Source organism: Mycobacterium sp. MMS18-G62, assembly GCF_053877835.1.
Map to the genome: position 1 here is coordinate 2,586,588 of NZ_CM132662.1, position 12,677 is coordinate 2,599,264.

General features: G+C 65.8%; 10 protein-coding genes. 9 read left to right on the plus strand and 1 reads right to left on the minus strand.

Translation table 11 applies throughout. The features are described 5' to 3' along the window. The first annotated feature begins 7 nt into the window (after nt 1–7). From ACWW36_RS13035 to ACWW36_RS13055, 5 genes are all read left to right on the plus strand, one after another. Complete coding sequence (locus ACWW36_RS13035; protein WP_456141935.1) at nt 8–1,969, plus strand: Ig-like domain-containing protein; 1,962 nt, start codon at nt 8–10, stop codon at nt 1,967–1,969. Nucleotides 1,970–2,047: 78 nt separating this feature from the next. Then, on the plus strand, nt 2,048–2,488 hold the full coding sequence (locus ACWW36_RS13040; protein ID WP_456141936.1) for a hypothetical protein: 441 nt from the start codon (nt 2,048–2,050) through the stop codon (nt 2,486–2,488). Next, the gene (locus ACWW36_RS13045; RefSeq protein ID WP_456141937.1) at nt 2,485–4,641 is read left to right on the plus strand and encodes a peptidase domain-containing ABC transporter; all 2,157 of its coding nucleotides are present in this window, start codon (nt 2,485–2,487) and stop codon (nt 4,639–4,641) included. Before ACWW36_RS13040 ends, ACWW36_RS13045 begins: the two co-directional genes overlap by 4 nt. Nucleotides 4,642–4,655: 14 nt before the next feature. After that, nucleotides 4,656–7,727 carry a lantibiotic dehydratase gene (locus ACWW36_RS13050; RefSeq protein ID WP_456141938.1) on the plus strand — a complete coding sequence of 1,024 codons (3,072 nt, stop codon included), beginning with the start codon at nt 4,656–4,658 and terminating at the stop codon, nt 7,725–7,727. 110 nt (nt 7,728–7,837) lie between these two features. Then, nucleotides 7,838–8,107, plus strand: a complete 270-nt coding sequence (locus ACWW36_RS13055; protein WP_456141939.1) for a hypothetical protein — start codon at nt 7,838–7,840, stop codon at nt 8,105–8,107. Nucleotides 8,108–8,194: 87 nt separating this feature from the next. Here ACWW36_RS13055 and ACWW36_RS13060 read toward each other — a convergent pair whose 3' ends face one another. Next, nucleotides 8,195–9,418 (minus strand): cytochrome P450, encoded by a 1,224-nt coding sequence (locus ACWW36_RS13060; protein ID WP_456141940.1) that lies wholly within the window; start codon nt 9,416–9,418, stop codon nt 8,195–8,197. 101 nt (nt 9,419–9,519) lie between these two features. Between ACWW36_RS13060 and ACWW36_RS13065 the strand changes: the two genes are divergently transcribed. From ACWW36_RS13065 to ACWW36_RS13080, 4 genes are all read left to right on the plus strand, one after another. Beyond that, on the plus strand, nt 9,520–10,770 hold the full coding sequence (locus tag ACWW36_RS13065) for a PucR family transcriptional regulator (RefSeq protein WP_456141941.1): 1,251 nt from the start codon (nt 9,520–9,522) through the stop codon (nt 10,768–10,770). Between the two features lie 247 nt (nt 10,771–11,017). Then, on the plus strand, nt 11,018–11,287 hold the full coding sequence (locus ACWW36_RS13070; protein ID WP_456141942.1) for a WGxxGxxG family protein: 270 nt from the start codon (nt 11,018–11,020) through the stop codon (nt 11,285–11,287). 115 nt (nt 11,288–11,402) lie between these two features. Further along, nucleotides 11,403–11,960 (plus strand): CsbD family protein, encoded by a 558-nt coding sequence (locus tag ACWW36_RS13075; RefSeq protein WP_456141943.1) that lies wholly within the window; start codon nt 11,403–11,405, stop codon nt 11,958–11,960. A 26-nt stretch (nt 11,961–11,986) separates the two neighbouring features. Next, nucleotides 11,987–12,664, plus strand: coding sequence for an IF2 family translation initiation factor (locus tag ACWW36_RS13080; protein WP_456141944.1), 678 nt, complete (start codon nt 11,987–11,989; stop codon nt 12,662–12,664). The last annotated feature ends 13 nt before the right edge of the window (nt 12,665–12,677 follow it).

Below are 12,677 nucleotides of genomic sequence, written 5' to 3' on the forward strand. Positions count from 1 at the left end.
GGCCGCTGTGGTTACCGCGCCAGTGGCCCCGACGCCGCAGCTCGCCACTCCCGCTACGGGCGTATTCGGATTCCTGAACGCCGTCGTCACCAACCTCCTCAACCCGTTCCTCGCGCCGGCGCCGTCTACGCCGGAACCCGTTACCCCGGTGATATGGGCGGTGCTGGGTTGGGTTCGCCGCCAGCTGTTCAACCAGGCGCCGACCATCAACTACAACCCGACCACCACGGTGCAGACCGGACAGACGGTCACCGGCACGATCGGCGCGACCGACCCCGAAGGCGACGCCCTGACTTACACAGTCACGCAGGCGCCGCAGTACGGCAAGGTGACGATCGACCAGTCGACGGGCAACTTCACCTACACCCCAGATGACATCAACTACACTGCGGCGCAAACTGATTCGTTCACAGTGTCGGTCACCGATGGCAAGTTCAACGTGCTGAGCCTGTTCACCCCGCACAGTGATCAGGCGAGCATCGGCGTGACGGTGCTCAATCCCACCGTCGAGCGCGTGATCCTGAACCTGCCCGATGGCATCAAGAGCCCGGCCAATCCACGATTCTCCGAAGACGGACAGTCCATCTACTTCGCGGGTACACCGGCTGCCGGGGGTCGCTCGGAGATCTATCAGGTCAGCGTCGACGGCACACACGTCGAGTGCGTGACTTGTGGCGTCTCCACGAACGAAACCGGCAACCTGATGAAACCGGTTCCCGTCGACGACGGTTCGGGCCGGGTTCTGGTGCTGGTCCAAGAGCCGAACAAGGGACCCCGCTATTCCATCTTGGAAGACGGCGCCAACGAAAGACAGCTGGTTCCCGTCACCACGCCGTCGGGTGGCGGCTTCGCCATCGACCGGCAACGCGAGATGAGGGTCTCGCCCGACGGCACCCACGTGCTGTTCACGCGAATTGTGCTGGGCCCCAACAATCTTGTGCAGGCGCTTCCGATCGTGGGCACGTTGAACCGCACCGATACCGGCTACGAGGTCACCGACGCGCGGGTGGTCTACCCGACCGGTGAGGGCAAGCAATGGACGCCCGACGGCAAGGGTGTGGTCATTCTCGGCGGGGCATACGAGGCGGGCAATGTCGACGACATCGAGGTCGACCTGGCCACCGGCAAGGTGACTCGGGTGACCGCCAACCTCGACTACGACGAGGACATGGACTTCTCACCGAACGAGCAGTGGATCGCGATCGGAAGCACGCGCGGTCTCGACGCGCTGACGCCGATGACCAGGATCGTGCGACCGAACTTCCTGCCCGCCTACGTCAGCGCACCGGTGTACGACGAGTACGCACTTCCGATAAACGTCTCGAACCAGGAGTGGCTGGTCGCCCTCGAGGATGAACTCAAGCGCGAGAACGGAATTCCGCTGTTCGTCACCGGTGACGGCTATACGGCCCGAAGCATGCCCAGCTGGAATCCCACCGGCGACGCGATCACGTTCTGGGAGTCCAGCATCACGGACCCGACGCAGTCACGGCTGGTCATCGCGAACCTGAGGTACACGACGAGCGTCGGGCCGGTGGCGGCAGACCGGTCGACCCCGAGCTCGGATTCGTGGGCCCCGCAACTCGGCACCTACGTTCCCACCACGACGCCGCTGCCTGCGGTCGGATCGTATGCCGGCGCCGGCGGAGGCACCGCGGTGGTCAGCGAAGCGCCCGATCCCACGGATGCAACTCGCACGGTCCGCACCGTCGTCTACACCGACTACGTCAACGAGAACGGAGAAATCCTCAACGGCTCTGAGTCGGCCGACTACAACGCCGGCCAATCCGCGGTGCACTACCTCGCCGACATCACTGTCACAGGAGCGCACACCGGCTACCTGAAGGCCGACGCCACCGTCAACGCATTCCAGCAATCGTTGACCGGCTACATCACCTCCAGCGTCGACGGCGATGTGCAGAGCCTGCCGAATCCGGCTGCCGCAGAGCAGGCTCAGCAGAGTGCGTAGCCGACAGCAGGGGAGAACTGGCTAGCCCCATATGTTGATCCGGCAGCGCCCCTGAACGCCAGCGGCCACAATATCGTGGTGGCCGATGACGGCGAGGTCCGTTACGAAACGGTCTTTCGCGAGCGCTGGCGTGATCGCCAGTCGAAAGGTGCGCGCCCGGGCGAGTTGATCAAACAGCCCGGATGGATCGACGCTGGGCTCATCGCCCTTGGAGCGCTGTTGGCCGCGGGCGCCGTGGCGGCTGGCACGATGACCGTTGCGCGCAGCGAGGCGTTGCCTGCGGTGGTCCAAGGCAATTCGGTTACCGCGGTCGTCGCCGACGCAGCCGTGCCCGCACCGGGCACAGCGGTGCAATTCCGGGACGAGTCCGGGACAACCTTTGACGCGGTCGTGGTCGACGCGAGCCCGACGGAGGTGGTGGCCGAATTGAAGCAGGCCGGTCCGTCGTCGTCAGGCAAACTGCTTGTCCCGGCAGGGCGGCAGCGGTTGATTTCTCTGTTGCTCCCGAGACTGTGGTGAGGTGGCGTCGGCGCGCGATTCCCTTTGTCGCGCAGGCCGAGATGGCGGACTGCGGTGCCGCCGCGCTTGCCATGGCACTGGCTTACCACGGCAGGCACGTGCCGCTGGCCGAGATGCATACCGCCACCGGCACGGGGCGCGACGGCACCGACGCGTTACGCCTTGCCGAAGCCGCCACCATCTACGGATTGCGCGCCCGCGGTGTGGCCACCGAGCTCGATGATCTGCACGTGTTGCCCCGCGGCACCGTATTGCATTGGGGTGAGGCACATTTCGTGGTGTTGGAGTCAACATCGCGGCGCGGCGTGACCGTCGTCGATCCCGCGGCAGGCCGCTACCGAATCAGCTGGCAAGCCGTCAACGACCTGTACAGCGGGGTCGCGATCCTGCTGGAACCCTCCGCGGAATTCGAGGCGGGCGGCCGAGCCGCGCCGGGGGCGCTGCATCATGCCCGGCGGCTGTTGACCCGCTCGAGTGGACTGGGCAAGGTGCTGGCCACCTCGGTGGTGGTGCGGCTGATGGCGCTGGCCGTCCCGGTGCTGACGGGTGTGGTCGTCGATCGGATCGTGCCCGCCGATGACGGGCACCTGTTGAAAGTCATGGCCGCGGTGATGGTCGCGCTCATCTGCTACTCGGCGATCGCCACCTTCCTGCGGGCCCATCTGTTGCTCCGGCTGCGCAGCCGCCTGGATGTCGATATGACGCTGGATTTCCTCGAGCATCTTGTCGATCTGCCGTACGCGTTCTTCTTGAAGCGATCGTCCGGCGACCTGATGATGCGACTGCGCAGCAACGCGACGGTCCGCGAGATCCTGACGACTGGCACCATCGCCGCCCTGCTCGACGGCGCCCTGGCCACCTTCTACCTGATCGTCATATTTGCCCTGTCGCCACTGCTCGGTGCCCTCGTATCCGTGCTGGGGGCGGCCCAGGTCGCGATCTTGCTGTCGGCGCGGCGCCGCAACCAACATCTGATGGGGGAGGCGCTGGCCACCGAAGCCAAATCGCAGTCCTACGCCTACGAGATGTTCTCAGCGGTGGAAACCCTGAAGGCCGCAGGCGCTGAGCGCCGCGCCGTCACGCACTGGACCAACTTGTTCATCGCCGAGATGAACGTCTCGCTGCGACGGGGGCGACTTGCGGCCGCGGTGGAGTCCGCGATCCACGGGCTGGCACTGCTGTCGCCAATCGCACTGCTGCTCGTCGGCGCTCATCTCGTGGGCACCGGGCAGCTCTCGCTGGGCCAGATGCTCGCCCTGGCGGCGCTGGGCGGCGCATTCCTGGAACCGCTGTCCATCCTCGTCGGCACCGCGCTGCAGGTGCAGCTGCTCGGCAGCTACCTCGCCCGAATCGAAGACGTCATCAACACCCCGACGGAGACCGAGGGGCGCGACTTGCGACCCGCACCCCGGCTCGTCGGGGCGGTGCGCGCAGAAGGGCTCACCTTCCGCTACCGCCCCCACGGTCCGCCGGCCGTCGACAGCGTCGATCTTGATGTGCGCCCCGGGCAGCTGGTGGCCATCGTCGGACGCTCGGGCTCTGGCAAGTCCACGTTGGGCCGGCTATTGCTGGGTCTGTACCCGCCGTCGGAGGGGCGTGTCCTGCTCGACGGAATCGACCTGGCCACCCTCTACCCGCGCAGCGTGCGCTCACAGATCGGAGTGGTCACCCAAGACCCATACATATTCGGGCTGTCGATCCGCGACAACCTCGTTCTCGGCCACCCCGACCTCCCGCTGGATCGGCTCGAGACCGCAGCCGAATTGGCCGGCGTCGCCGAGGACATCCACGCGATGCCGATGGGGTGGAATACCCCGCTCGTCGATGCGGGCGCCTCATTGTCGGGTGGTCAACGCCAGCGGCTCGCATTGGCTCGCGCGCTCGCACCGTCGCCACGGATCCTGCTGCTCGACGAGGCCACCAGCAACCTCGACACCGTCACCGAAGGACAGGTCCATGCGAACATCGCCCGGCTCGGATGCACCGTCATCGTGATCGCTCACCGACTGGCCACGGTGATCGACGCCGACAACATCGTGGTGATGGACGCTGGCCGGGTTGTCGAGGTCGGCCGCCATCGCGATCTCCTGGCCGCCGGCGGTCACTATGCCCAACTCGTCTCCGGGCAACTCGTCGGCGAAACACCGCGTTAGACAAGGGGATTGAGGTGCGCAGGCAAGGAGCCGGAGCCGCTGTCCCGCTGACGGCCAGTGGCTTCTTTGTGATGCGTGCCCCCTTGTTGCCGCTGGAGGAACTGGATCGACTGCGCGCCGATCCCGACTACTGGCGCAGCCTGGCCGCGCGGCCCGACGTTCGCGAGGCGCTCTATCTCGCGTCGCCGGGGTTGGTGCGCCGTCTGGCCGACGGAAACCCGGACGGCCGGGTGGCCGCCTCGGTGACGGCCTACCTCGTCCGGATGTGCACGCGTGCAACACCATTCGGGTTGTTCGCGGGGTGCGCGTTGGGATTGGTGGGCGAGACGACGGCATTGGTGGTCGACGGCCCGGAAGGGACCACCCGGCACAGCCGGCCAGACACCGAGGTCTTGGCGTCGCTGGTTGAGCGACTGCTCGCAGAACCGGCGACCCGGGCGGCCATGGTTGTCGAGCCGAACTCCAGCCGCTACCACGCGGCAGGCGCGATGCGGCTGATCGAGAGTCGAGTGCGACAGGGCCGCCGCAGCCATCACCTGGTCGTGATCGAGGACGACGCGCCACTACGAGTTGCGTTGGCCACGGCCGCCGGCGGATGCGTGGTGGCCAAGGTCGCCGAGGCTGTCCAGGCTCATACTGGTGTCGAGCAGGACGAGGCACGCGAGTACGTGGATGCCCTCGTCGAGGCCAAGGTGCTGACCCCAATGGCCGAACCTGCGGTGACAGGCCCCGAACCGCTGGCGCACGTGCTGTCGGCGTTGAGCGGCCAGGACCTCGCCGCGCCAGGGGAGGCCTTGCGGCGGGTGTCCGACGAACTCGCTCGCTTGGACGCTGCGGGGCCCGGTAATCCTCCCGAGGCGTACGGCTTTGTGGCGGAGACCCTGCTCGAGTTGGCCGGTGGCGGCGACGACGCCCGGCTGATCCAGGTCGACCTGCATCGAGCGGGATCCAGTCTGACCCTCGGAAACGAGGATGTGCAGCTGCTCGCCGAGGCCGTGGATCTGCTCCACCGGCTGTCCCAAGGCTTTGAGGATCCGGCGCTGGCTCGTTTCAAGGCCGAGTTCGCGGCCCGCTACGAGGACCGCGAGGTTCCGCTGATGGAGGCCCTTGACGAGGAGATGGGCATCGGATACGACCGGTCGACGCATCCCGCGGCCGACGAGTCACCGCTGTTGGCGGGCCTCGATCTTGGTGGCGTGGAAGGGAATTCGGCCTTCACCGCGCGCGACGCGATCCTGCTCGATCTGGTGATCCGCACCCGCGACAGCGGCGCCGACAGACTCGAGCTTGACAGCGATACGGTCGCACGGCTTGCGACGGGCACGCCGTTGCCGCTGCCCGACGCGCTAGCCGTATTCGCCAGCATGCTCGAGGACGGCATCGAAATTCATGCCGTCACCGGTCCCTCGGGCGCGGAGCTTCTCGGGCGGTTCTGCCACGGCGATCTCCGTCTGCACGAAGCTGTGCGGTCCCACTTGCGTGCAGAGGAGGCTCACGCGCCCGGCGTCGTGTTCGCTGAGCTCGTCCATCTGCCGGAGGGACGGATCGGCAATATCTTGGCTCGGCCGGTGCTTCGCGATTATGAGCTCGTTCTGCTGGGACGTTCGGGGGCACCCGCAGATCGCCAACTGGGTGTCGACGAGCTCACGCTGCGCCGGGACGGTGAGCGGCTCGTCCTCTACAGCCCGCGGCTGAATGCCGAAGTGCGGCCGCGGCTGACCACCGCGCACAATCCGGCGTGGCGCGGCTTTGGGGTGTACCGCTTCTTGGCGGCTCTTCAGCGCGCCGGGGTGGCGAGTGGGCTCGCATGGGATTGGGGCGCGTTGGCAAGCGCGCCGACGCTGCCGCGCGTCACCGCCGGTCGGCTCGTGTTGGCCCGCGCCCGCTGGCAGCTCTCGGCCGCCGAACTGAGCACCGTCACCGGATCGGACGCGGCCGACGGATGGGCCGCCCTTGTCCGCGACCGCGGGCTCCCCCGCGAACTGCTGATCGCCGACGGCGACAACCGGCTCTACGTCGACACCGCGAGCCCCACGCTGACCGCCGCCGCCGCGAAGGTGCTGCGGGGACGAACGGGGGCGGTCGTCGAGGAGGTCCTACCCGACGGTGTCGCCACCGGGCCGCAGGGTCGCTTCGCCCAAGAACTCATCGTGCCGTTCACGCGCCGCACCGAACCCGTGCCCGCGCCCCAGCCTTGGCGTGCACCCCGGGTGCAACGGACGTTTGCGCCGGGCAGCCAATGGCTCTATTTCAAGATCTACGCCGGTACCGCTTCGGCCGACCGCATACTCACCGACACCATCGGACCGGTGATCGGCCGGCTGCGGGAAAGCGGCGTCATCGACGAATGGTTCTTCCTGCGCTACGCCGATCCCGAGCATCACCTGCGTGTGCGGCTGCATGGGGATCCGTCCGCGCTGCGCGACCATGCCCTGCCGGCCCTCACCGATGCGCTGGAACCACACCTCGAAGACGGCACGGTGTCGAACGTGGCGTTGGACACCTACCACCGCGAGATCGAACGCTACGGCGGTGATGACGGCATCGAGCTCGCTGAGCGGATCCACTGCGCCGACAGCGACGCGGCGCTGAGCGTGTTGGGCATGCTCGACGGGGAAGACATGGCAGACGCCCGCTGGAAGCTCTGCCTGTACGCCACCGACCGCCTGCTCGCGGACGCAGGCCTCGACATGCAGCAGCGCCGTGACTGGGTCAAGGGCGGCGCCGTCGGCTACCGGGCGGAGTACCCAGGCGCGCACAACCTCGACTCCGGCATCGGAGGCCGCTGGCGCAGTGAACGCGCAGAGCTCACCGCGCTGCTCGACGACACCACAGACCACCCCTACGAGTCAGCGCGCCAGGCGTTTCGGCAACGGTCCGAACAAATCGTGCCCCTGCTGGCCGAGCTCGCGGATCGTGGCCGACACGGCCTGTTGACCCAGGAGTTCGAGCACCTGCTGCACAGCTTCAGCCATCTGAACGCAATCCGGCTGCTGCGTTCAGCCGCACGGACCCATGAGCTCGTCCTCCTGAGCTTCCTGGACCGTCACTACGCCAGCCAGATCGCGCGGACTCCCCGCGAATAACGTGCGCCCGCTCCTCATTCGGGAGCTCCAAGAATGTTCCAAGCGCATCGGTTGATGCTCTCTCGTGAAGCGGCCGACCAGGGGTCGCTACCCCACACACAGGAGAGATCATGAACATCAACCGCAACAAGCTGGCCCTGCGCCGGCAGAGCATCCGGACGTTGACCGACAGCGAGCTTCGCATCGCCCATGGCGGCAACAGCGCGGCCCCGGCGCCCGGCACGGACCGGCAGACAATTAGTGCGTCCCAGACGTCGGTGATCCGTGCGTCGTCAGGTACCTCGGTGATCAACCCGTCGGGAGGCTCTGTTGCCAATCCGTCGGGAGGCTCCGTTCTGAACCCGTCGGGAGGCCGTGTTCTCAACCCGTCGGGAGGCTAGCCGGTCAGAGTGTGTCGAGCTGCCGCACCGGGATTGCCTCCCGGTGCGGGCTTGTCACCACTCACATGCACTAGTAGCCCGCCCCACTCACGCGGGGCTCTTGGGTATCAGTCGCAACGGCAGGGTCTCGAAGCGGCGAATCACGTTGTTCAAAGCCAGTTCTGGCGTGCCGTCGAGCTCGATGTGGTCGACATGTCGCAGCAACGAACGCAGCATCGCTTCTGTCTCCGCCCGCGCCAGACCTTGGCCTGCACACGCATGGACTCCATGTCCGAAGCCGAGCTGGCGGGACGCGTCGCGGGTGATGTCGAAACGGTCGGGATCGCTCCAGACACGTTCATCGCGGTTCGCCGACGCGAACATCACCAGCACCCGTGAGCCTGCCGGAATTCGAATGCCTGCGATCTCGGTATCACGCTCGGCTCGACGCCCGAACGCCCTGACCGAAGATTCCATGCGAATGACTTCGTTTACGGCATTCGGTATCCGGGCATGGTCGCGCTGCAGTATCTGCCATTGATCCGGGTTTTGCGCGAACAACCAAAGTGCCGCGGCGATCGCACTTGCCGTGGTGTCGATGGAGGGCGCCAGATAATCGATGAAGACCGAAGGGAGTTGCGACTGCTTCATCGCGCCTTGCTCGATGGCCTGCACCACCTCGTGGGCCATACTGCCCGGAATCACATTGCGGCGACGCGCAAGTCGATGCACGAACGCCAGCATCGACAAGACGTTGCCAGACGACCCGACGGCCAAACTGTTGAAGGGCCCAAGCAGATCGAAGGTGGCGCCGGCCCACTTCACCAGGTGCTCGCGATCGTCTTCTGGCCATCCGACAAGGTCGGGAACGACCGACAGCGGAAGCCTCAACGCGATATCCCGAACGCCGTCGACCCCACCCGTTGCCACGGCCGAACGCACAGTCTCTTCGGCCAAGTCGTCTATCTGGGTTTGCAGCGGGCGCAATGCCCGCGGTATCAGCCGATGGGCCGACAGTTTTCGGACGCGATCGTGCTCGGGGCCGTCGAGCATCAGAAAGCTGCGCCTGCCGACGGTCCGCGACAGGGAGTTCAGCGCCACGCCGCCGCCGGAACGGAACGTGTCGTCGTCGCGGAGCACCGCCTTCACCTCGGCGTATCGCGGAAGTGCGTACAACTTCTGTTTCGGTAGCCACACGACGGGACCCAAGGACCGCATGGTCGCGTAATGCGGATAGGGGTTGCGAATGGCGGCCTTGGAGTACAGATCGGTGCGATACACCGGCACACCGCCCGACACGGCGCGCGAAGGCGATGGGGAAGACATCGTCATCTGACCATCGTCGCGTGGCACCGGTCCAGGCGCGAGGGTCTGAATGCACCACATTTGCTTGTTAGTGGTGCAATGTGCACACCGGCGGATAGGCTGTCGCGGTGACCTCGCCGCATCCGAGCGAGCAGACGCGTCAGCTACTGCGCACGATCGCCGAGGCGCTCGTCCAGAACCAAGACACGTGGTTGGACGAGCTAGCCGCCGAATCCCTGAAAGCAGCCGGGATGGAAGCGACCGCGGCGGACCCCGTTCTGCGAGCATCGTCCGAACGCGCGTTCCGGGCCAGTTTCCTCCATTGGGCGACGCAGAACATGCAACATCCGGGTGCCAGCGTTGGGCCCGGCTTGGGCGACGAGGTTGTGTATATCGCGCGCGATCTCATCAGGCGGGGTCTGGAGGACGCGGCCACGACCGCATACCGGGTCGGACAGTCGCTGGCCCTTCGATACTTCGTGAGTAGGGCGTTCGAGGCCACTGACGACCCAGTTTTGCTGAGGGAACTCCTGGACACGGTCACCTGGTCGATCAGCGACTTTGTCGAGAGCACGGTCACCCGCGTCACCGAGATGATGCGCAGTGAACGTGCCGAGATACTCCGAGGCAGCCAGCCCGAACTGCGTGAAACGGTCGCTCTATTGCTGGACGGAGCGCCGATAACGCAACAGCGAGCAGAGTCGAGGCTCGGTTACCGGCTCGGTCAGCCGCACACCGCGGTCATCGTATGGAGCACGGAACCCGACGTCGACGTTCGCACGATCGACGACATCGTCGAAACGCTGACCAGGCCCTGGACAAGTCGCCCACTGGTCATCAGGCCCGGCGCCTCCACCAAGTGGGTGTGGCTTCCCGGGCCCGATGACCTCAACCGTGAGCAATTGCGCAGTGCGGTCGATCCGTCCGGATCCGTACGGGTGGCAGTAGGTGGACGAGCGGGGGGCGCGGACGGATTTCGGCGAACCCATGTTGACGCGATCGCGGCCCAGCGGATGGTGGCGCGACTGGAGTCAGCCCAGCGCGTCGTCTTCTTCGACGAGGTCCAGCTCGTGGCCCTGATGACGAGCGACGAGGAAGGGGCGGAGCGGTTCGTGAGGGAGATCCTCGGTGACCTTGCGTACGCCCCTCGAGACATTCGTGAGACAGTCCTTGCATTCGTCGAGGAACACGGCAGCGTAAGTCGTGTCGCCGCAAGGCAATACGCACATCGAAACACGGTCGTGCGCCGTGTGGCGCGAGCAGGAGCCCTGTTGCCGCGACCACTCGCCGAGAACCCTGTCCAGGTCGCCGCGGCACTGCAGGTGCTGCGCTGGACGGGCCACGGGCGTTCCGACCGCCAGGCCGCAGACCACGAATAAGACCTGAGCGCGCCGGTCGTCTTATGAAACATGTTACACAGCAACAGTATTCGCATCTTTGCTGCTGTGGGCTACTGCGCCGCTCCAAATGTATGTTTGGGCCGAGCCGCTGTGGGGTAACCCCTGTTTTGCGAGCTGAAGGTTTCCAGCAAGTCATGGTGGGCATCGCTTCACGACTAGAGCAACTGGTCCGCAGACCTTTCCCCGGTCACCATGGACCGATTCAATCTCTTTGGAGCGAAATTCAATGCGTAAAACACTTGGTGTCTCTGTGACTGCCTTGACCCTGTTGTTCGGCGGCGCTGGCGTCGCAGCGGCGACCACACCCGCCGGGCCGATGTCGCCGTCCACCACCTCTGTCGCCGCTGATTCTGACAACGGCGACAACGACAACACGGGCTTGTGGGGGCTCGCGGGCCTGCTGGGCCTGGTCGGACTCGCCGGCCTGAAGCGCCGCACCGATCGCGGTGTCGCCGTGGTCAGTACGTCACGCGATCCCAACGCCCCGCGCGTCTAGTAACCAACGGCTACGCCCCCGGGGTTGCTTTCCAAGCGCCCCGGGGACTTAGCACTTCAATAACTTTCGGGCAACTCACTTTTCGAGTTGTCTTGATACCAAGAAGGAGGCTCACATGAGTGAGCACAACAAGGCCGGCGAGGCCCGCAAGGGCTTGATCGACTCGGTGAAGGGCAAGGCGAAAGAAATCGCCGGCGCCGTCACTGGTAACGACTCGCTGACGGCCGAGGGACAACTAGAGCAGTCCCAAGCCAACGAGCGCAAAGAAGCCAACACCGTCGAAGCCGTCGCCGATGCGGAAGCCGCGCAGGCTCACGCCGAAGCAACTGCAGCCCGGGTAGAAGGCGCACAAGAGCGAACGGCCGTGAATGCGCAGACGGCGGCCGCGCAGACGTCCATCCGACATGAGCAAGCCGCTGAGAAGCGCGCGGCCGAGCAGGCTGGACGTCAGCGGGCAACCCTCGAGAAGACGCGTGCCGAGCTCGATGCGCTGGCCAAGACACAACGGGCGGAAGCCAAAGAGCACAACGAAATCGATTCCGCTGCAGCTGAAGTCGGCGAAGCCGTCGAGGATCATCTGACCGCGGCTCATGCTGCATCAACCGCCAAGGCAGAAGCCGATCGCATCAGGCGGCAGGCCGAGCAATTGACCAACAAAGCCGACCTGCCTTGAGCACCGGCAAGACACAGGAGTTATCAATGAGAGTCATCGACGCATCACGTGCAGTTCTGCGTTTCCAGTACCGCATCGTTCGTTTCCCGCTCGAGGTGATCGAGGAGCGGGTCGTCGCTCGAATGGGTACGGAAGTGCCGGCGCGGTTGTTCTACGAGCGCGCGCTGGGACTGTTGGACTCGACCGCAGGAAACGCACTGGGCGACTACCGGCTTGGCCGGCGTGGGAGCGCGCTCGCCGAGCGCAGCGCGGCGCTGCGGCGCGCGGCCCAACTCGACGCAGATGCCGATCAGGCACGCCAGCAGTCCAGTGCCGATCTGAAAGCAAAGAGCGACAAGGCGATCGAGGATCGCCAGGACGCGCGGGCGGCGAAGAAGCGTGAAGTCGACCAGGCCCGGACCGCAGCCGAAGATCGCCAGCACGCGGCTGACAACGCGGCCGCGCAGCGTATCGCTGCCGCTAAGAAACAGGCCGACGACGTGGCTGCCCTGCGCAAGAATTCGACCGAAACGGCGAAGCGTACGAAACAAGCCAGAATCACGGCGGACGAGCGAAAGGCTGCCGCGGCTGCCAACTCCAAGCTCGACGATGCTGCGGCACGACGCGACGAAGCCAACTCGAAACGTGCGCAAGCGAACCGGATCGAGCAGCTGGCGGACAGCGAGAAGAATAAGCGCCAGTCTGCGCGGGCGAACAACACCTGACGGCATGGGTGTG

Excerpts from the sequence above, each read along its gene's own strand:
- ACWW36_RS13070 (WP_456141942.1), top strand. The coding sequence starts at position 11,018 with ATGCGTAAAACACTTGGTGTCTCTGTGACTGCCTTGACCCTGTTGTTC.
- ACWW36_RS13060 (WP_456141940.1), bottom strand. The coding sequence starts at position 9,418 with ATGACGATGTCTTCCCCATCGCCTTCGCGCGCCGTGTCGGGCGGTGTG.
- ACWW36_RS13080 (WP_456141944.1), top strand. The coding sequence starts at position 11,987 with ATGAGAGTCATCGACGCATCACGTGCAGTTCTGCGTTTCCAGTACCGC.
- ACWW36_RS13075 (WP_456141943.1), top strand. The coding sequence starts at position 11,403 with ATGAGTGAGCACAACAAGGCCGGCGAGGCCCGCAAGGGCTTGATCGAC.
- ACWW36_RS13055 (WP_456141939.1), top strand. The coding sequence starts at position 7,838 with ATGAACATCAACCGCAACAAGCTGGCCCTGCGCCGGCAGAGCATCCGG.